At 62.0% G+C, this 19,186-nt stretch carries 16 protein-coding genes; 14 read left to right on the forward strand and 2 right to left on the reverse strand.

Annotated features, from left to right (window positions below):
* Window positions 1–15: 15 nt before the first annotated feature.
* The 13 genes from V6R85_RS00955 (at window position 16) to V6R85_RS01015 (ending at window position 12,306) form a co-directional block, all read left to right on the forward strand.
* Entirely contained in the window at window positions 16–222 is a 207-nt protein-coding gene (locus tag V6R85_RS00955) for a hypothetical protein (protein ID WP_161974039.1), read from the forward strand.
* A gap of 137 nt (window positions 223–359) precedes the next feature.
* On the forward strand, window positions 360–614 hold the full coding sequence (locus tag V6R85_RS00960) for a hypothetical protein (protein WP_003497070.1): 255 nt from the start codon (window positions 360–362) through the stop codon (window positions 612–614).
* 93 nt (window positions 615–707) lie between these two features.
* The gene (locus tag V6R85_RS00965) at window positions 708–1,379 is read left to right on the forward strand and encodes a response regulator transcription factor (RefSeq protein ID WP_003509815.1); all 672 of its coding nucleotides are present in this window, start codon (window positions 708–710) and stop codon (window positions 1,377–1,379) included.
* On the forward strand, window positions 1,369–2,769 hold the full coding sequence (locus V6R85_RS00970; protein WP_003509813.1) for a sensor histidine kinase: 1,401 nt from the start codon (window positions 1,369–1,371) through the stop codon (window positions 2,767–2,769). Before V6R85_RS00965 ends, V6R85_RS00970 begins: the two co-directional genes overlap by 11 nt.
* A 105-nt stretch (window positions 2,770–2,874) precedes the next feature.
* Window positions 2,875–3,303 (forward strand): membrane protein, encoded by a 429-nt coding sequence (locus V6R85_RS00975; protein ID WP_031233662.1) that lies wholly within the window; start codon window positions 2,875–2,877, stop codon window positions 3,301–3,303.
* A gap of 160 nt (window positions 3,304–3,463) precedes the next feature.
* Window positions 3,464–4,627, forward strand: coding sequence for a c-type cytochrome biogenesis protein CcmI (ccmI, locus tag V6R85_RS00980; RefSeq protein ID WP_003509809.1), 1,164 nt, complete (start codon window positions 3,464–3,466; stop codon window positions 4,625–4,627).
* Window positions 4,624–5,136 carry a cytochrome c maturation protein CcmE gene (gene ccmE, locus V6R85_RS00985; protein WP_020809581.1) on the forward strand — a complete coding sequence of 171 codons (513 nt, stop codon included), beginning with the start codon at window positions 4,624–4,626 and terminating at the stop codon, window positions 5,134–5,136. Before ccmI ends, ccmE begins: the two co-directional genes overlap by 4 nt.
* On the forward strand, window positions 5,133–7,124 hold the full coding sequence (locus V6R85_RS00990; RefSeq protein WP_111834252.1) for a heme lyase CcmF/NrfE family subunit: 1,992 nt from the start codon (window positions 5,133–5,135) through the stop codon (window positions 7,122–7,124). The genes ccmE and V6R85_RS00990 overlap by 4 nt, the downstream gene beginning before the upstream one ends.
* Window positions 7,121–7,588, forward strand: a complete 468-nt coding sequence (locus V6R85_RS00995; RefSeq protein WP_003509801.1) for a cytochrome c-type biogenesis protein — start codon at window positions 7,121–7,123, stop codon at window positions 7,586–7,588. Before V6R85_RS00990 ends, V6R85_RS00995 begins: the two co-directional genes overlap by 4 nt.
* Window positions 7,589–7,744: 156 nt before the next feature.
* A complete protein-coding gene (locus tag V6R85_RS01000) occupies window positions 7,745–9,313 on the forward strand; it encodes a Do family serine endopeptidase (RefSeq protein WP_020809582.1) in 1,569 nt (522 codons plus the stop codon).
* A 205-nt stretch (window positions 9,314–9,518) separates the two neighbouring features.
* Window positions 9,519–10,277 carry a response regulator transcription factor gene (locus V6R85_RS01005; RefSeq protein ID WP_020009721.1) on the forward strand — a complete coding sequence of 253 codons (759 nt, stop codon included), beginning with the start codon at window positions 9,519–9,521 and terminating at the stop codon, window positions 10,275–10,277.
* Between the two features lie 9 nt (window positions 10,278–10,286).
* Window positions 10,287–11,696, forward strand: coding sequence for a sensor histidine kinase (locus tag V6R85_RS01010; RefSeq protein ID WP_111792467.1), 1,410 nt, complete (start codon window positions 10,287–10,289; stop codon window positions 11,694–11,696).
* A 184-nt stretch (window positions 11,697–11,880) separates the two neighbouring features.
* A complete protein-coding gene (locus tag V6R85_RS01015) occupies window positions 11,881–12,306 on the forward strand; it encodes a thiol-disulfide oxidoreductase DCC family protein (RefSeq protein WP_111792460.1) in 426 nt (141 codons plus the stop codon).
* A gap of 117 nt (window positions 12,307–12,423) precedes the next feature.
* On the opposite strand, the gene V6R85_RS01020 is transcribed toward V6R85_RS01015, so the two are convergent.
* Window positions 12,424–13,287 carry a MipA/OmpV family protein gene (locus V6R85_RS01020; RefSeq protein ID WP_162695511.1) on the reverse strand — a complete coding sequence of 288 codons (864 nt, stop codon included), beginning with the start codon at window positions 13,285–13,287 and terminating at the stop codon, window positions 12,424–12,426.
* A 291-nt stretch (window positions 13,288–13,578) separates the two neighbouring features.
* Here V6R85_RS01020 and V6R85_RS01025 point away from each other — a divergent pair, with 291 nt between their 5' ends.
* On the forward strand, window positions 13,579–16,548 hold the full coding sequence (locus V6R85_RS01025; protein WP_111834253.1) for a bifunctional [glutamine synthetase] adenylyltransferase/[glutamine synthetase]-adenylyl-L-tyrosine phosphorylase: 2,970 nt from the start codon (window positions 13,579–13,581) through the stop codon (window positions 16,546–16,548).
* Between the two features lie 222 nt (window positions 16,549–16,770).
* Here the strand turns inward: V6R85_RS01025 and V6R85_RS01030 are convergent, their stop codons facing one another.
* Window positions 16,771–19,107, reverse strand: coding sequence for a PAS domain-containing sensor histidine kinase (locus V6R85_RS01030; RefSeq protein WP_112277709.1), 2,337 nt, complete (start codon window positions 19,105–19,107; stop codon window positions 16,771–16,773).
* Window positions 19,108–19,186: the final 79 nt, after the last annotated feature.

Genomic DNA, 19,186 nt, shown 5'->3' on the forward strand with positions numbered 1-19,186 from the left:
GCAAAGGATGAGATTATGGACAGTACCAAAGCGTGGTATCAATCGCGCACGATCTGGGGTGCTCTGGTCGCGGTTTTCGCGCCGCTTTTCAGCATTGCCGGCCTTGAGCTGCCCGCCGGTCTGCAAGGCGAACTTGCGGACGGGCTGGTGACGGTTGCGGGCGGAATTGGCGGCCTGATCGCACTTTACGGCCGCCTTTCGGCGACCAGCGCCATTCGCTGACAGCACATGCAAAGACGCCGCTCCCGCGTTACGCCCTTGCGGCGGGGGCGGCATTCATTTGCCATTCAGACGCTTTGCGCTACATATTCGGTCACAATACGGTTCGAGACGCACCCGGTTTTTTGGAAGTTTGTGCAATGGCATCACCTCTCATCATCGCGACGCTTGCAGCCGGGCTTTCCGGTTTCACGGCGCCCGAGGCTGATCTGCAGGGCCATTACATACTGGCGGCGAGCGACTGCGGCGCAGCCGTTGCCCGCGTCGTGCGCGAAACCGGTGGTCAGCTGCTTTCGGTCTATCCTTCCGGCGATGGTCAGTCCTGTGTCGTCACCGTTCTCGTCCAGGGTAATGGCGAGCGCCCGCGCAAGGTGACGATGCGCGTGCCGATGTAGCTTGCCCGCATCGCCGAAATATCGGAAAACAATCCGAAACATTTAGCATGACCGACCCCGCGCGCGGGCCGGGACGGAAGGAAAGGGCTGATAATGCGTATTCTCGTTGTTGAGGACGATGCCAATCTCAATCGGCAGCTGACCGACGCGCTGAAAGAAGCCGGTTATGTTGTCGATCAGGCATTTGACGGCGAGGAAGGGCATTATCTCGGCGATACCGAGCCCTATGACGCGATCGTTCTCGATATCGGCCTGCCGCAGCTGGATGGCATTACCGTCGTCGAAAAATGGCGTGCGGCCGGCAAGGCCATGCCTGTTCTCATCCTCACCGCCCGCGACCGGTGGAGCGACAAGGTCGCCGGCATTGACGCCGGAGCCGATGACTACGTCACCAAGCCTTTCCATGTCGAAGAGGTTCTCGCCCGTGTGCGCGCGCTCATCCGCCGCGCCGCCGGCCATGCCTCCTCCGAACTCGTCTGCGGCCCGGTCCGGCTCGACACCAAATCCTCCAAGGCGACCGTCAACGGTACGACGCTGAAGCTCACCTCGCATGAGTTCCGGCTGTTGTCCTATCTCATGCATCACATGGGCGAGGTCGTGTCGCGCACGGAGCTGGTCGAACATATGTACGATCAGGATTTCGACCGCGATTCCAATACGATCGAGGTGTTTGTCGGACGTTTGCGCAAGAAGCTCGGGGTTGATCTGATCGAGACGATCCGTGGTCTCGGTTACCGGATGCAAGCGCCGGCAGATGCGAAGTAATTCTCTCACCGCCCGCGTTCTGCTGCTCGCCTCGCTATGGTCGGCGCTGGCGCTGGTGGTGATCGCCGTCGTCATCTCGACGCTTTACCGGCAGGGGGTGGAGCGCAGCTTCACCGATCTTCTCAGGGCGCAGCTTTACAACGTCATCAATTCCGTGACGATTTCCAACGAGAATACGCTGGCCGGCAGCCCGCAGCTTGGCGACCTGCGTTTTTCGCAGCCCGATACCGGCTGGTACTGGGTTGTCGAGCCGCTTGGCAATTTCCAGACCGCGCCGCTGGTTTCCTCGTCGCTGGGCGTCTCCACCTTGCCGGTGCCGAGCATTCTCGATGCGCCCTTCGACAACCGCTATGAGCGCTTTTATGCCGTGACCGACGAGGCCGGCAATCAGGTGCGTGTGGCGGAAACCGAAGTCGTGCTGGATGGCGAGGGGCGTGCCGCGCGTTTCCGCGTTTCCGGCAATCTGAATGTCGTGGAAGACGATGTACGGGATTTCTCCAACAGCCTCTATCTGGCGCTCGCCGTTTTCGGTGTGGGCAGTCTGGTCGTCAATGGCCTCGCCATTCTCTACAGTCTGCGGCCGCTCGATCAGGCTCGCGTCGCGCTTGGCAAGATCAGGGGCGGGGAGGCGGAAAGCCTAGAAGGTGAATTCCCGCGCGAAATCCAGCCGTTGGCCAATGAGGTCAACGCGCTCATCGACAGCAATCGCCGCCTCGTGGAGCGCGCCCGCATGCAGGTGGGCAACCTCGCGCATTCGCTGAAGACGCCGATCGCCGTTCTTCTCAACGAAGCGCGCACGCTGGACCCGCAGCATGGCGATCTGGTGCGGGCGCAGGCCGATGCCATGCAGGCGCAGGTGCAATCCTATCTCTCCCGCGCCCGCATCGCCGCCCAGCGCGGTTCTATCCTTGCCCGCGTGGAAGCGGAACCGGCACTGGAACGGCTGGTGCGCGTCATGCGTCGCCTGAACCCCGACAAGCAGTTTGTCCTGAATTTCGAGCAGGCCGGCGCCGTGCTTGGCATGGAGCAGCAGGATCTGGAGGAGGTTGTCGGCAATCTTCTGGAAAATGCCGCGCGTTTTGCGCAGACGCGCGTGGTCATCACGCTTGCGACCGGCACGCACCCATCGTCCGACGCCGAAATCGCCCGTCGCTCCTGGGTGGAGCTGACTGTCGAGGATGACGGGCCGGGGCTGGAGCCGGGACAGATCAGCGAAGCGATGAAGCGCGGCAGGCGGCTGGACGAGAGCCGGCCGGGCACGGGTCTCGGATTGTCGATCGTTTCCGAGGTGGTGTCAGAGTACCATGGCCGCTTTTCGCTGTCGCGCAGCGCCATCGGCGGCCTTAAAGCCGATCTGATTTTGCCGGGCCTTTCGAAAGAGCTTGCGTGAGGCAAGAAAAAAGGCAAGAAATTCAATGCCGGTATATTAGGTGCAATGCGGTAGGAAAGAGGACAGGGTTTGGTTGACGTGTATGATGGCTGCCGCTCCGTGACAATGCGTTCGCTGGTGTCACGCCCGGCACTTCTCTCGATCCTGTGCGTATCGATGCTGAGCGCCTGCACCACTACGGGCACCCGCCCGGCGGGCGGCGGCCTGTTTGGCCGCTCTGCGCAGCCCTCGACGCCCTTTCTTGCCAATCTGGAAGGCGGCATTGTCGGGCGAAGCGGCGTTGAGCTTGACAGGGGTGACCAGACCAAGGCGCTGGAAGCCGAATATAAGGCGCTGGAAACAGCCCCGGTCGGCACGCCTGTCACCTGGACGGGCGATGACGCCAAGGGCCAGGTGGTCGCCAATGCGCCCTATCAGGTCGGCAATCAGAATTGCCGGCAATATTCGCATACCTTGACGGTCGACGGACGGGAAACCAGGGCGCGCGGTGCAGCCTGCCGCAATGCCGATGGAAGCTGGTCGCCGCTGACGTAACCAGTTTGACGTAAATCAAGGTCACGGGCCTTTTGCGATGACAAGAAGAGGCATAGCGGTGCAGCCGGGAGATGGCCTGCGGTGCGGCGTGATGTCTCAAATTCGCGTCATCCCCGCGCTTCATGTTTCCATGTGCCGCGCATTCGAGTAATTGAGCCTTATGTTCTGGATTGTCGTTGCGATATTGACGGCGGCTGTTGCCATCGTCCTGATGTACCCGCTGATGCGGAAGACCGAGGCGCCCGAGACGCGCCGCGACGGTGAGGTTGCCGTTTATCGCGACCAGCTGGCCGAGCTGGACCGCGAACGCGCCGCCGGCCTGATCGGGCAAACCGAAGCGGATTATGCCCGCGCCGAAATCGGCCGCCGGCTTCTCGCTGCCGCCGAGACGGAAGAGCAGCCCGGCAGAGAGGCGCGTCCGCTGCGGCACAATCTCGCCGCCAGCCTCATCACCATTCTCTTGCCCGCACTCGGCCTCTGTCTTTACATCTGGAACGGCAGTCCGGAGGTGCCGGACATGCCGCTCGAGGCACGTCTTGAAAAGCCCGGTAACGACATGAACCTGCTGGTCGCACGGGCCGAAAGGCATCTGGCGCAGAACCCGGATGACGGCGCGGGCTGGGACATTCTCGCGCCGATCTATTTCAAGACATTGCGGCTTGGCGACGCCGAGCTTGCCTATCGCAATGCGCTTCGTATTCTGGGCCCGAGCGCCGAACGATTGACGGGCCTTGGCGAAACGCTGGTTGCCGGCAATGACGGCATCGTCATCGAGGCCGCGCGCGATGCGTTTGCGCAGGCCGAACAGTTGAAACCCGGCAATCCGCGCGCCCGCTTCTATCTGGCGCTTTCGCTGGAGCAGGCTGGCAAGGCGGAGGAAGCACGCGCGGCCTTTGCAGCGCTGGCGGCCGATGCGCCGGCCGGCGCGCCGTGGCTGCCGCTGGTTCAAGAGCATATCGCCCGCACCGGCGGCGCGGCGAACCCTGCCGCGCCCGGCCCGAACGCTGAGGATATGGCGGCGGCCAACGATATGACGGCTTCCGACAGGCAGGCGATGATCGAAGGCATGGTGTCGAGCCTTGATGCCAAGCTCAAGGAAAACCCCGCCGATTTTGAAGGCTGGGTGCGGCTTGTACGCGCCTATTCGGTGCTGAAGAACGAAGCCAAGGCCGGAGAGGCCCTGCGGGCGGGGCTGAAGGCTTTCCCGCCGGAGGGTGAACAGGGCAGGCAGCTTCTGGCGCTGGCGAAGGAACTTGGCGTTTCCGCCGGGCCGATCCGTACGAACGGGCAACAGGATGCTGCGCCGCAGGGAGTGACGCAATGACCCGCAAACAGAAACGTCTCGCGATCATCGGCGGCGGCATGAGCTTCATCGTTGCAGCCGTGCTGCTCGTCATGTTCGCCTTTGGCCAGTCGATTGCCTATTTCTACATGCCCGCCGATCTGGAGAAGACGCCCGTCAACCCCGGCACCCGCATCCGCCTTGGCGGGCTGGTGGCGGAAGGCTCGATCAAGCGCGGCGAGGGCCGCACGGTGAGCTTTACGGTGACGGATGGCGAGGCCAATGTGCCGGTCAGCTATACCGGCATTCTGCCCGATCTCTTTCGCGAAGGGCAGGGCGTGGTGACCGAAGGCATGTTCGACGCCGCGACCCACGGCTTCGTGGCCGACAGCGTGCTGGCCAAGCACGACGAGAATTACATGCCGAAGGAAGTGGCAGACCGGCTGAAGGACAAGGGCCTGTGGCAGCATGGCGGAGAGGGTGAGGAACCCGCCGCCGCGACGCCGTCGGCCAGTGCGACGTCGCCCGACAAGACCGGAGCAACCAAATGATCAACGAGATCGGCCATTACGTTCTGGTGCTGGCGCTTGGGGTGGGGCTGATCGTCTCGACGCTGCCGGTTATCGGCGCGCGCCGCAACGACCGGGCGCTGATGGATGTCGCCTCGCTCGGCTCCGTCATGATGTTCCTGCTCGTTGGTTTTTCCTTCGCGGCGCTGACGCGGGCCTATGCCGTCTCGGATTTTTCCGTGCGCAACGTCTGGGAAAACTCCCATTCGCTGATGCCGATGATCTACAAGCTGACCGGCGTGTGGGGCAACCATGAAGGCTCCATGCTGCTGTGGCTGCTCATTCTGGTGTTTTTCAGCGCGCTCGTCGCCGCCTTCGGCCGCAACCTGCCGGAAACGCTGAAAGCCAATGTTCTTGCGGTGCAGGCATGGATTTCGGTCGCCTTCCTGCTGTTCATCCTGCTCACCTCCAATCCCTTCCTGCGGCTGGAGCCGGTGCCGGCCGAGGGGCAGGACCTCAATCCGATCCTTCAGGATTTCGGCCTCGCCATCCATCCGCCGCTGCTTTATCTCGGTTATGTCGGCTTTTCCGTCTGCTTTTCCTTCGCCGTCGCAGCGCTGCTGGAAGGGCGCATCGATGCCGCCTGGGCGCGATGGGTGAGGCCGTGGACACTCGCCGCATGGACCTTCCTGACCGCCGGCATTTCCATGGGTTCCTACTGGGCCTATTATGAACTCGGCTGGGGCGGCTGGTGGTTCTGGGATCCGGTGGAAAACGCCTCCTTCATGCCCTGGCTTGCCGGAACCGCGCTGCTTCATTCGGCGCTTGTCATGGAAAAGCGCGAGGCGCTGAAAATCTGGACCGTGCTTCTGGCGATCATGACCTTTTCGCTGTCGCTGCTCGGCACCTTCCTTGTCCGCTCCGGCGTTTTGACCTCCGTGCATGCTTTCGCCACCGATCCGAGCCGCGGCATCTTCATTCTTGGCATTCTGACCGTCTTCATCGGCGGCGCCTTCGCGCTCTTTGCATGGCGCGCGCCCTCGCTGAAGGCCGGGGGGCTGTTTGCGCCGATTTCGCGTGAGGGATCGCTGGTTCTCAACAACCTCATCCTCACGGTGTCCACGGCAACCGTGCTGATCGGCACGCTTTACCCGCTCATTCTCGAAACCCTGACGGGCGAAAAAATCTCGGTCGGCGCGCCTTTCTTCAACCTCACCTTCGGCCTCCTGATGATCCCGATCCTGATCGTCACGCCCTTTGGCCCGATGCTCGCCTGGAAGCGCGGCGATCTGCTCGGCGCATTCCAGCGGCTTTATGTGGCCGCGGCGCTTGCGGCTCTCGCGGGTCTGACGCTCTGGTACATCGAAAATGGCGGTCCGGTGCTGGCCGCACTCGGCATCGCTGCGGGCTTCTGGCTGATCTTCGGGGCGCTTGCCGATCTCTGGTATCGCGCCAATTTCGGCAAGCTGGCCTTCGGCATCGCATTTCGCCGCCTCAAAGGCCTGCCGCGTTCGGCCTTCGGCACGGCGCTGGCGCATATGGGGCTCGGCATCACCGTGCTCGGCATCGTCATTGTCACCACTTTCGAGACGGAAACGGTGCTTGAGATGAAGGAGGGCATGGTGGCGGAAGCGGGCGGCTACAGCCTCACCTTCGACGGTATCCGCCACGCCGTCGGTCCGAATTTCACCGAGGATCGCGGCCATTTCACCATCCGCAAGGCGGGTGTCGAAGTGGCCGATGTGTGGTCCTCCAAGCGGCTCTATACCGCGCGGCGCATGCCGACGACGGAAGCGGGTATCCTGACCTTCGGCCTCAGCCAGCTTTATGTCTCGCTTGGCGATCCCATGACCGATGGCGGCATGGTGGTGCGCATCTGGTGGAAACCCTTCATCCTGTGCATCTGGGGCGGCACGCTGTTCATGATGGCGGGCGGGTTCATCTCGCTCTCGGACCGGCGTTTGCGGGTCGGTGCGCCGAATCGCAAGGCGAAGCCGGTGCGAACGGCGATGCCGGAGGCGGCGGAATGAGGGAGTTTGTGGTAGCGCTCGGGCTTCTTCTCACCCTCATCTTCGCGGCAGCCTCTCCGGCCTTCGCGTTCAACCCCGACGAAGTCCTCAAAGACCCGGTGCTGGAACAGCGCGCCCGGAACCTGACGTCTCAGCTCCGCTGCATGGTCTGCCAGAACCAGTCGATCGACGACAGCAATGCCGAACTGGCGCGCGATCTGCGGGTCCTGGTGCGCGAGCGGCTGGTTCAAGGCGACAGCGACAAGGCTGTCATTGACTACGTCGTGTCGCGCTACGGCGAGTTCGTGCTCCTGAAACCGCGCCTCAGCCTTCGCACCGTGCTTCTGTGGGGCGCGCCCATTGGTCTCACCCTTGCGGGGATTTTCGCCGTCTTCGTGTTTTCCCGCCGCCGCGCAAGCCAGGAACAGCCACAGAAGCTGAGCGCGGACGAAGAAGAGCGAATCCGCAATCTCATTGAAAAATAACCGGTTTCCATTTCATTCCCCGGTACTTTTTCAACATTACGGATTTTTCATTCGTCAGACACTTCGCCGTAAGGTGTCGCCTCCTATATCTTCATCATCCACCGCTTCTCCCCCGGTCAAACGGGGCCCAGTCTGAATGAAGAAAGAAGGTACACCATGTCTCATTCGCAAAACGGCCATTCCTCGCTGAAGACGGCCTCGCTGAAGACGGCTCTGAAGGCCACGACCGTTGGCGGCCTTGCGGCGCTGATGCTTTCCACCGGCATCGCCGCCCCGATCCTCCACTCGTTCGCCGCTCCCGTCGAGGTGAATGCGCCGCAGGTTCCAAGCTTCGCCAATGTGGTCGATGCGGTATCGCCCGCCGTCGTCTCCGTTCGCGTACAGTCGAACGTGCAGCCCGCTTCCGATGACTCCAGCAATTTCTCCTTCAATTTTGGCGGCCGTGGCCTTGACCAGCTGCCTGATGACCATCCGCTGAAGCGCTTCTTCAAGGAATTCGGTGGTCCGAACCAGGATCGCTCCGAACGTGGTCCGAATCGCCACCGTGACGGCAAGGGTCCGCTTCGTCCCGTCGCTCAGGGCTCCGGCTTCTTCATCTCCGAAGATGGTTACATCGTCACCAACAACCATGTCGTCGATGATGGCTCCGCCTATACGATCGTCATGAACGACGGTACCGAACTCGAAGCCAAGCTCGTCGGCCGTGATCCGCGCACCGATCTTGCGCTCCTGAAGGTCGATGTGAACCGCAAGTTCACCTATGTGAAGTTTGCCGATGACAGCAAGATCCGCGTCGGTGACTGGGTCGTCGCCGTCGGTAACCCCTTCGGCCTCGGCGGCACGGTGACATCAGGCATTATTTCGGCCCGCGGCCGCGATATCGGCTCCGGCCCCTATGATGATTACCTGCAGATCGACGCCGCCGTGAACCGTGGCAACTCGGGTGGCCCGGCCTTCAACCTCAATGGCGAAGTGGTCGGCATCAATACCGCCATCTTCTCGCCGTCGGGCGGCAATGTCGGCATCGCCTTCGCCATTCCGGCATCCGTCGCCAAGGACGTGATTGCCGATCTGCAGAAGGACGGCAAGGTCGAACGCGGCTGGCTCGGCGTGCAGATCCAGCCGGTCAGCAAGGATATCGCCGAATCGCTTGGCCTCGCTGAAGCAAGCGGCGCGCTCGTCGTTTCGCCGCAGTCCGGCTCGCCGGGCGACAAGGCCGGCATCAAGCAGGGTGACATCATCACCGCCGTCAATGGCGAGCCCGTCAAGGATGCCCGCGACCTGTCGCGCCGCATCGGTGGCATGGCGCCCAACGCCAAGGTTGAAATCTCGCTGTGGCGCGGTGGCAAGTCGCAGTCGGTCACAGTGACGCTGGGTGATCTTACAAGCGACGACGCCTCCAAGGCGACGCCGACCCAGAACGACGACAAGGGCGACCAGTCTTCCAGCGAGAAGGTGCTGTCCAGTCTCGGCCTGACGGTTTCTCCCGCCGATGACGGCAATGGCCTTGCCATCACCGATGTCGACCCCGACAGCGATGCCGCTGCCCGTGGCCTGAAGACGGGTGAGAAGATCACCTCGGTGAACAACCAGCAGGTCGCTTCCGCCGCCGATATCGAGAAGATTCTCGAGCAGGCCAAGAAGGACGGACGCTCCAAGGCGCTGTTCCAGATCCAGACGGATGATGGCAGCCGCTTCATCGCTCTGGATATCGACCAGGGTTGATACGCTGAAACGCGATGCCGGCTTCTTTTGGGACCCGGCATCGCATCTCGCTCTTGAGACGGGGCGGTTGAGTATGGCAGGGCGCTATGGCCCTTTTCTTCTCCCCGCCGGGGAGAAGAAACAAGCGGCACCCGCCTGATCCATAGGCGATTGTTCAGCCTGGAAGCGCGATGGTGCTTAAGGCCCGATCTTCGGAGGAAATTCCATGGAAAACAAGGTTCAGGAAGTCTCTCCCGCATCTGTTTCCGGTTGTGCGGAAAAGGGCGAGGGCGCTATTGTCCCGCACATGAAGATTCTAGTCATTGAAGACGACCTAGAGGCTGCGGCCTATATGACCAAGGCGTTCCGCGAAGTCGGGATCGTCGCCGATCACGCGAGCGACGGTGAGAGCGGCCTGTTCATGGGCTGCGAGAATGCCTATGACGTGATGGTGATCGACCGCATGCTGCCGCGCCGCGACGGGCTTTCCGTCATCAGCGAGCTGCGCCGCCGCGGTATCGAGACGCCGGTTCTGATCCTTTCCGCGCTGGGGCAGGTGGATGACCGCGTGACCGGCCTGCGCGCCGGCGGCGATGATTATCTGCCGAAGCCTTACGCCTTTTCCGAATTGCTCGCCCGCATCGAGGTGCTGGGCCGCCGCAAGGGCAAGCCCGAGCAGGACATGATCTACCGGGTCGGCGATCTCGAACTCGACCGGCTGTCGCACGATGTGCGCCGCAACGGCAAGGAAATCCTGCTGCAGCCGCGCGAATTCCGCCTGCTGGAATATCTGATGAAGAATGCCGGCCAGGTGGTGACCCGCACCATGCTTCTCGAAAATGTCTGGGACTATCACTTCGATCCGCAGACCAATGTCATCGACGTGCATGTTTCCCGTCTGCGCTCGAAGATCGAGAAGGACTTCGAGAAGCCGCTTCTGAAGACCATCCGCGGCGCCGGTTACATGATGAAGGACGAGGGCTGATTGGCGAAAATGGCCCGCCTCAGAATAGTGTTCCGGTCGACAGCGGTGCGCCTTTCGGCGCTCTATATCCTGCTGTTCGCGCTCTGCGCCGCCTTCCTCGTCTTTTATGTCACCGCCCTTTCCGAAAGGCTGCTGAACCAGCAGACGCGTGATGCGGTGCTGCAGGAAGTCTCGGATGTGCAGCGGATATATAATCGCGGCGGCATCAACCCGCTTCTCAGGATGATGGAGCGCCGCGCCCGCCAGCCGGGTGCGAGCCTTTATGTCATCGCCGGGCCGAATGGTGAAATCCTTGCCGGCAACGTTGCCTCCGTTCAGCCCGGTGTCTTCGACAAGGAGGGCTGGACGGGCTTCCCGTTCCGCTACGAGCGTTATTCCGAAAGCGGCGACAGCGTGCAGCATCTCGCCACCGCCAATATCTTCATGCTGGACAACGGCCTGCGCATCCTGATCGGCCGCGATCTCGGCGAGCCGACCAAGTTCCGGGCGCTGGTGCGCAATGCGCTGATGGTGGCGCTCGCCATCATGGGCGGCGGCGCGCTGCTCATCTGGTTCGGTATCGGCCGCAATGCGTTGAAACGCATCGACCGCATGTCTGCGGCGACCAAGAAGATCATGGCCGGCGACCTTTCCCAGCGTCTGCCGCAGGGCCGATCCGGCGATGAATTCGACCGCCTGTCCGGCTCGCTGAACGCCATGCTCGGCCGCATCGAGAAGCTGAATGAAGGCCTGCGGCAGGTCTCCGACAATATCGCCCACGACCTGAAGACGCCGCTGACGCGGCTGCGCAACAAGGCGGCCGCCGCCCTTGACGACAATGACGAGACGAAACGGCGCGCGGCCCTTGAAGGCATCATCGCCGAGTCAGACCAGCTTATCCGCACCTTCAACGCGCTGTTGATGATTTCCCGCGTCGAGGCCGGTTCGATTGCCGCGGAAATGACCGATGTCGACGTCTCGGCGATTGCCGCCGACAGCGCCGAACTTTACGAGCCTGTAGCCGAGGATGCCGGGCTTGCTCTGGAAGCCGAAATAGAGGCTGACCTTTCGGTAAAGGGCAACCGCGAACTGATCGGCCAGGCGCTCTCCAACCTCATCGACAACGCCATGAAATATGCCTGCGAGGGCGAAGGTGACAAGAAACTCGTCGTCCGTCTGGCAAGAGAGCCGGAGGCCATCGTGCTCTCCGTCGCCGATAACGGTCCCGGCATTCCCGCCGACAAGCGCGGCGAGGTGCTGAAACGTTTCGTCAGGCTGGATGAAAGCCGCTCCAAGCCGGGAACCGGGCTCGGCCTGTCGCTGGTGGAGGCCGTCATGGAACTGCATGGCGGATCGCTGGTGCTATCCGACACGGATGCCTCGAATACGGCCTGCCCGGGGCTGACGGTTTCGATGGTGTTTCCCATTCCCAGGGCGTAAGCATCGCTGGCTGATGAAGCCAGTGGGTCTTCACACCGGTGAGTTCTGCGGATGAGCAAGGCTTGCCGGGAAATGACTGTTTTTCAAGATTATATTGAAAGATGATCTGGAGAATGGTTCGGTTGATCGACTGCAATGGCTCTGTTCGGAAATCGCGCGCGATGGACGAAAGGATGTGTGACGGGTGGCAGATACGGTTCCTCTGATCGACGACGGGCATGGCCCGATCATTCTGTTCGATGCGGAATGTGTCTTGTGTTCCGTGAATGCGCAATTCGTACTGCGGCATGACAGGGCCGGATATTTCCGCCTGGCCTCCATGCAGAGCGAGATCGGCGCTGAAATTTACCGTCGTTACGATATGGACCCGAAAGATCCCGTCAGCATGCTGGTCGTGGATGACGGCAGGGTGCGGCAGGACAGCGATGCTGTTCTGAGCATATATGAGGCGCTGGGCATGCCCTGGCGACTGGTTACCGTATTGCGCATCATTCCCGCATTTCTGCGCGATCCCGTTTATCGCTTTGTCGCCCGCAATCGCTACCGCTGGTTCGGAAAGCATGAAGAGTGCTGGGTGGCGCCGCCGGAATACAGCGACAGGATTCTTTGAACATGGCGGCCCAGTGAAACGCCTTGCGGCGTTTCACTGGATGAGGAGGCGTGAGGGCAGGGACGCCTTTCCTCATGGGGACGGGCGGGGGATGGACGTGTATTTCTCCCGCGCGGCTTAGAACGTGTAGGCCACGCCGATCATGGCGAAGGGCTGGATATCCTTTTTCACCACCGGGCTGTCCTTGGCGTCGCCCAGCAGGAAGCCGACGCCGCCGGTGCCGGTGATCATCCAGTTCTCCGTCATGAGATAGGAAACCGAGGCGCTGGCGTCGATGCGCTTGAAGCCTGCCTTGGCGTCATAACGGCGCAGGCCGGAGCGGGCGGATTGGGCCGAGGTGACACCGAAATAGGATTTCATGTGGTTGTCATCCGCCCAGGTGGCGGAGAGATCCGCACCGAAGATGAACTGGTCGACTTTGTGCGAGACGCTTGCGCCGACAGTGGCGGTGAGGCCTTCGCTGCCGCCGATGGTCTTGTCCACCTTGGCGTAGATTTCAAAGGGGTCGACGCCATAGGCGATGACGCCGCCGACCACGCCGCCGGCCTTGATGTCGCCCAGCCCGCGCAGGTTCTTCTTGTCATCCTTTTCCTTGCGGCCCGCTTCCCAGCCACCCTTGACGCCCAGCCGGAAGCCGTTCTGGTTCAGAAGATTGACGGTAACGCCGCTGAAATCGATGCTCAGGGTTTCTCCATACTGGACGGAAACCAGCGGGACGGCGCCCACTTCCAGCTTGTCCGAACCTTCATATTTCGGGGCATAGGCCGCACCTGCGCCGAGCGTGATCTTCCACTCGCTGGAACTGCTGTAGCGGGCATTGTCGAAATTGCCCTGCGGATCGGCCACCCTGTCCGATTTACCGATATCGGCGGCGAAGACCGGTGTGCAGATCGCCTGCGCAACAGGCAACGCTGTCAGGCAAAGGGCCATCGCGCGCAGGTTCTTTTGCCATTTTACTGTAAAAATCTGTTTCATGATCATATCCGTTGCAGCATCGAGCGTTGGAAAACCGGGGAGTCGGGTTTCGTTGAGGATGACGCTACGCGGGCACAATTGCGGAGACATTACGCGGTGCGGCGCTTTGGAAAACATCGCCACCGGCGGTTTTCTGATCGCAAAGCGGCCCGCATTTGTTACAACGCCACATGCATGCGCCGGGAGGCTTCGGCAAAGGTGCGGCGGCAGGAACGTTTCGGATGCGGTGCATCCGGTCCTGAAAGCCGGGCACGGTCGAAGAGCGGCGAGAGAATAGGCGGAAGAGGGAGAGAGACAGTGACGAAACGGGAAACCGCTGAAAGGCGGCTGAGCGAGGTTCTGCCGGGGATGATCCGCCCCTATACGCAGACGGAACTGAAATCCGTTCTTTCGACGCTGAAGGATATCGGCAAGGGTGAGCCGGCGGTGGCCGCGCTGCTTGCCGGTGAAAGCGCGCTCAAAGACTTTATCGCTGCGGCTTTCACGCTGTCTCCCTATCTGCGCGACATGGCGTCGGCGGATGAAGGGCTTTTGTCGCTGGCGATTTCGAAACCGCTTGAGCCGCTGCTGACCGGTCTCGTCCGCGAGGCGCGCGATTGCTGGAAGTCCGGGAACGAGGGCGGTATACCGAGCGAAAACGAGGTGATGTCGCGGCTGAGAGTAGCCAAGCGGCGGCTTTCCTTTATCGCCGCACTTGCCGATCTCGCCCGCATCTTCACCGCGCGTGATACGACCCGCTGGCTGAGCGACATGGCGGATGCAGCGCTCTCTGCCGCCATCGATCACCTGCTGCTGTCGGCCCATGAGAGCGGCAAGCTGAAACTGAAGGATGTCGCAGCCCCCAGCGAAGGATCGGGCCTCATCGTGCTCGGCATGGGCAAGCTCGGTGCGCGCGAACTCAACTATTCCTCCGACATCGACGCCGTGGTGTTCTTCGAACCCTCCGCCGGCATCATGGACGATCCCTATGATGCGACGGAGAATTTCGGACGCATGATGCGCCGTCTGGTGCGCATCATGCAGGAGCGCACGGCCGATGGTTATGTCTTCCGCACCGATCTCCGGCTGCGGCCCGACCCCGGCTCGACGCCGCTCGCCATTCCCGTGGAAGCGGCGCTGCTTTATTACGAGGGCAGGGGGCAGAACTGGGAACGCGCCGCCTATATCAAGGCGCGGCCGGTGGCCGGCGACATGAAGGCGGGCGAGAACTTCCTGCGCGAGCTGACGCCTTTCATCTTCCGCAAATATCTCGATTACGCGGCGATTGCCGATATCCACTCCATCAAGCGGCAGATCCACGCCCATAAGGGCCATGGCGCGATTGCGGTGAAGGGTCATAATGTCAAGCTCGGGCGCGGCGGCATCCGCGAGATCGAGTTCTTCGCCCAGACGCAGCAGCTCATCGCCGGCGGTCGCATGCCGGCGCTCCGGGTGCGGGCAACGCAGGAGGCGCTTGCTGCACTGACCGAGGCGAAATGGATCGATGCCGAAACGCGCGACAGCCTGACCGACGCCTACTGGTTCCTGCGTGAGGTGGAGCATCGCATCCAGATGGTGCGCGATGAACAGACCCATGTGTTGCCCGATACCGAAGCCGAATTGAAGCGCATTGCCTTCATGCTCGGCTTTGACGACACCAAGGCTTTTTCGGAAAAGCTGGAAGAAGTGCTGCGGCTGGTGGAGCGGCGTTATTCCGCGCTGTTTGAGCAGGAAACGAAACTCTCCGGCGAGGCTGGCAATCTGGTCTTCACCGGCCAGAAGGACGATCCCGATACGCTGAAAACACTCTCCGCCCTCGGCTTCGAGCGGCCGGAGGATATCTCCCGCGTCATCCGCACCTGGCACAATGGCCGTTACCGGGCCACCCAATCGGTCGAGGCGCGCGAGCGGTTGACGGAGCTGACGCCGGACCTGCTGCGCGCCTTCGGTGAAAGCAAGCGGGCGGATGAGGCGCTCCTGCGTTTCGATAATTTCCTTTCCGGCCTGCCGGCCGGCATCCAGCTGTTTTCGCTGCTCGGCAACAATCCGGCGCTGCTCGACCTGCTGGTGACCATCATGTCATCAGCACCGCGCCTTGCCGAAATCATCGCCGCCCGCCCGCATGTCTTTGACGGCATGCTGGACCCGGCGCTGATGAGCGACATCCCGACACGCGATTATCTCGCCCACCGCATGGGCAATTTCCTCTCCAACGCCCGCCATTACGAGGATATTCTCGACCGGCTGCGTATCTTTGCCGCCGAACAGCGCTTCCTGATCGGTGTCAGGCTTCTGACCGGCGCAATCCGCGGCGAAGTCGCCGCCCGCGCTTTCACCCACCTGGCCGATCTGGTGATCGAGGCGGCGCTGAATGCGGTTCTGGCGGAGATGGAAGCGGCGCATGGGCTCTATCCTGGCGGCCGTGTCGCCGTCATGGGCATGGGCAAGCTCGGCTCCTTCGAGCTGACGGCTGGTTCGGATGTCGATCTCATCCTGCTTTACGATTATGACGATGCCGCCCATGAATCCACCGGTGCAAAGCCGCTCGATGTGGTGCGCTATTTCACTCGCGTTACCCAACGGCTGATTGCTGCCTTGTCGGCCCCGACGGCGGAAGGCGTGCTTTACGAGGTCGACATGCGGCTTCGCCCTTCCGGCAACAAGGGGCCGGTGGCGACGCGCATCTCCGCTTTCGAGAAATACCAGCGCGAGGAAGCCTGGACCTGGGAACACATGGCGCTCTCCCGCGCCCGCCTGATTTGCGGCGATGCCTCGCTGATGGAAGATGCGCGCCGCATCATCGCTTCCATCCTTTCGCAAAAGCGCGATGCGGCCAAGGTTTCCGTCGACGTGCTGGACATGCGCAACCTCATCGAGCAGGAAAAACCGCCGGAAAACAACTGGGACTTCAAGCTCATCAACGGTGGCCTGATCGACCTCGAATTCATCGCCCAATATCTGGCGCTGGTTGGGCCGGTGAAAGGGCTTGCTGCGCACGAACCGGGTCGCAATACGGCCGAGGCGTTTCAGGCGCTCGCCGCGCCTGTCATGGAGCCGCAGGCTTTCGATGACTGCATGGCGGCAATGGGGCTTTATACCGAAATCTCGCAGATCGTGCGGCTGTGCATTGATGGGACGTTCAATCCGAAAGAGGCGCCGGCGGGCCTGATCGACCTCGTGTGCCGGGCGGGGGATTGCCCGGATATCTCAACGCTTGAGGGAGAGGTGAAGCGGCTGGCGAAAGCAGTGCGCAAGGCGTTTGTGGCGGTGGTGAAGAATGGCGGCTGATCTCGGTGGGTGGGGCGATACGCCCCTCTGCCCTGCCGGGCATCTCCCCCTCAAGGAGGGAGATCAGCTGGGAGCTAACGCTCGCTCATTCGCAACGTTAAAGATGGGCTGAAGAGCGACGCGCATCGATCTCCCCCCCTTGAGGGGGAGATGCCCGGCAGGGTAGAGGGGGGTAAACCGCACCCTCCAGCGCAAATGGGCGCGCGCGAAACACACCAAGCTTCAATGCACCGTCCCACACACGCCCGCCGTATGCGGAATAATGATCGTCACCACCGTGCCGCGACCCTCACATGAGCGTATCTTCATCGTCCCGCCATGCAGCTTCACCAGTGAGCGGGAAATCGCCAGCCCAAGCCCGGAACCGCCCTGGCTCTTGGCATATTGGCTCTGCACCTGCTCGAAAGGCTGGCCGATCTTGTTGAGCGCCTGCGCGGGGATGCCGATGCCGGTATCGGCGATGGTGAGGATCATCGCGGCCTCATGCACATGGGTGCGCAGCGCGATACGGCCGCCGTCGCCGGTGAATTTGACCGCGTTGGAGAGCAGGTTGAGCATGATCTGCTTCATGGCGCGGCGGTCGCCCTGCATGGTCAGCCCGGCGCAGACCTTCTGCTGCACGGTGATGTTCTTCTGCTGGGCCTGAATGGCGGTCAGCCGCAGCGTCTCCTCGATCAGCGGCGCAAGATCGATCGTCTCGCGGTTGATGCGCATATGGCCCGCTTCAATCTTCGACATGTCGAGAATATCGTTGATGACGTTGAGCAGGTGTTTGCCGCTGTCATGGATATCGCGGGCATATTCGGAATATTTCGGCGAGCCGACCGGCCCGAACATCTCGTTTTGCAAGATTTCGGAAAAGCCGAGGATGGCGTTGAGCGGCGTGCGCAGCTCGTGGCTCATATTGGCGAGGAATTCGGATTTCGCCCGGTTGGCGGCCTGCGCACGCTCTTTTTCGGCGAGATAATTGGCGTTGGCGTCGGAAAGTTCCGTCTTCTGCCGTTCCAGCTTGTGCTGCGAGGCGGAGAGGTCGCCGATCGTTGCCATCAGCCGGCGTTCGGAATCGCGCAGCCGTTCCTGATGGCGCTTCAGAAGGGTGATATCGGTGCCGACGGAGACGAGGCCGCCGTCACGGGTGCGGCGCTCGTTGATCTGCAGCCAGCGGTCATCGGCAAGCTGCACTTCCATGGTGCGCGACAGGCCGGATTGGTCCGGATCGGCAACGCGGCGTTCAACCACGGGGCGGGCTGCTGCGGCATGGACCGTACTTTTTTCCGTGCCGGCCACCAGCACGCTGTCAGGCAGGCCATAGGCCTTCTGGTAGTGGGTGTTGCACATCACGAGGCGATCGTTCTTGTCCCACAGCACGAAGGCTTCCGAGGTGGATTCGATGGCGTCGGCAAGGCGCTGGTCCGCCTCGGCATAACGCTGGGCGAGGCGGTGCTGTTCGGTGACGTCCATGGCGATGCCGATGACGCGCGGGCCGTTATTGGTGCGGATGACCTGGGCGCGGGCGCGCAGCCAGACATAATGACCCTTGGAATGGCGCATGCGGAAAATCTGGTCGATCTGGCGCAGGTTGCCGCAGCCGACGGCGCGGGCAAGCTCGTAGAGATTGCCGTCTTCGGAATGCATCATGCGGGCCGCATCGGAAAAGGAGAGCGGTGCTGCCTTCGGCGGAAGCCCAAGAATTTCGTAAAGCGAACCGGACCAGAACATGCGCCGGCTGGAAAGATCGAAATCCCAGAGGCCACAGCGCCCGCGCGACAGCGCCGTCTCCACCCGCAGGTTGGATTCGGCGAAGATGTCGTCGGCGTCGCGGGCGCGCTTCACCTGCATGTAATAGGCGTAGAGCACAACGAGCAGGATGGAGGAGATGCCGGCAAACAGCGTGACGTTCATGGCGATTTCGCTGCGCCAGAAGGAGCGGATCGGCTGCAGCGAACGCGCCGCGATCACCATGGCGCCGTCATCACCGAAGGGGATCATCGTCGCATAATGCTGCTGGCCATCGATGTTGGTCTCGATGGTGCCGGGCGAGCCGGGGAAACGCTGCACGATGGCGATTTCTGGAAGCAGGGCGGGCAGTGAGGTGCCGATATAAAGCATCGCCTCCTTGCCGGCGCCCGCGAAGATGCGGCCATTGCTGCCTGACAGCAGCACCATCGTGCCATCGGCAAGGCTGCCCGACGGCAATGCGGCGACGAGGCTCGCCTCGGCGCGGGTCCGGTCCTGCGCGGTGAAAACGATACCGTTGTTAATAAGGGCCGCTTTCGCCGTCAGCGCCGTCAGCGCCGTGGAGTGGCGGGCGGCCTCTTCCATGCGGCTGTATTCGGCAACGATGCCAAGCATGCGCGAGGCAGCGACAACAACGAGGAAGGCGAGAATGAGAATGGGGATCAGACGTTTCAGCAGGGTTTCGACCTGCGGCGCCGGGCGGTCGGAGCCATTCATCAAACCCATCAGGTCGCTGGAAAGCCTTTCGCCCCAGGCCGCAAGATCAGAAAATTTGGCATACGGCCGCTCATCGCCCGCAGTCGCCCGCCGCACGTTCGTCATTGTCCCGCCTTTTAGATGTCCCCAGTGATTCGAAGCGCCGCCGCTCGAATATCTCTAATGAATCAAATGCGATTCGCCG

The organism is Agrobacterium sp. CCNWLW32 (assembly GCF_037083425.1).
Classification (GTDB): Bacteria; Pseudomonadota; Alphaproteobacteria; order Rhizobiales; family Rhizobiaceae; genus Agrobacterium; species Agrobacterium radiobacter.

What these genes read in the sequence shown, in the direction of transcription:
- V6R85_RS00970 (WP_003509813.1), top strand. Translation starts at nt 1,369, where the DNA reads ATGCGAAGTAATTCTCTCACCGCCCGCGTTCTGCTGCTCGCCTCGCTA.
- V6R85_RS00990 (WP_111834252.1), top strand. Translation starts at nt 5,133, where the DNA reads ATGATCAACGAGATCGGCCATTACGTTCTGGTGCTGGCGCTTGGGGTG.
- V6R85_RS01030 (WP_112277709.1), bottom strand. Translation starts at nt 19,107, where the DNA reads ATGACGAACGTGCGGCGGGCGACTGCGGGCGATGAGCGGCCGTATGCC.
- V6R85_RS00965 (WP_003509815.1), top strand. Translation starts at nt 708, where the DNA reads ATGCGTATTCTCGTTGTTGAGGACGATGCCAATCTCAATCGGCAGCTG.
- V6R85_RS00975 (WP_031233662.1), top strand. Translation starts at nt 2,875, where the DNA reads ATGCGTTCGCTGGTGTCACGCCCGGCACTTCTCTCGATCCTGTGCGTA.
- V6R85_RS01010 (WP_111792467.1), top strand. Translation starts at nt 10,287, where the DNA reads ATGGCCCGCCTCAGAATAGTGTTCCGGTCGACAGCGGTGCGCCTTTCG.
- V6R85_RS00995 (WP_003509801.1), top strand. Translation starts at nt 7,121, where the DNA reads ATGAGGGAGTTTGTGGTAGCGCTCGGGCTTCTTCTCACCCTCATCTTC.
- V6R85_RS01020 (WP_162695511.1), bottom strand. Translation starts at nt 13,287, where the DNA reads ATGATCATGAAACAGATTTTTACAGTAAAATGGCAAAAGAACCTGCGC.
- V6R85_RS01005 (WP_020009721.1), top strand. Translation starts at nt 9,519, where the DNA reads ATGGAAAACAAGGTTCAGGAAGTCTCTCCCGCATCTGTTTCCGGTTGT.
- V6R85_RS00960 (WP_003497070.1), top strand. Translation starts at nt 360, where the DNA reads ATGGCATCACCTCTCATCATCGCGACGCTTGCAGCCGGGCTTTCCGGT.
- ccmI (WP_003509809.1), top strand. Translation starts at nt 3,464, where the DNA reads ATGTTCTGGATTGTCGTTGCGATATTGACGGCGGCTGTTGCCATCGTC.
- V6R85_RS00955 (WP_161974039.1), top strand. Translation starts at nt 16, where the DNA reads ATGGACAGTACCAAAGCGTGGTATCAATCGCGCACGATCTGGGGTGCT.
- V6R85_RS01000 (WP_020809582.1), top strand. Translation starts at nt 7,745, where the DNA reads ATGTCTCATTCGCAAAACGGCCATTCCTCGCTGAAGACGGCCTCGCTG.
- ccmE (WP_020809581.1), top strand. Translation starts at nt 4,624, where the DNA reads ATGACCCGCAAACAGAAACGTCTCGCGATCATCGGCGGCGGCATGAGC.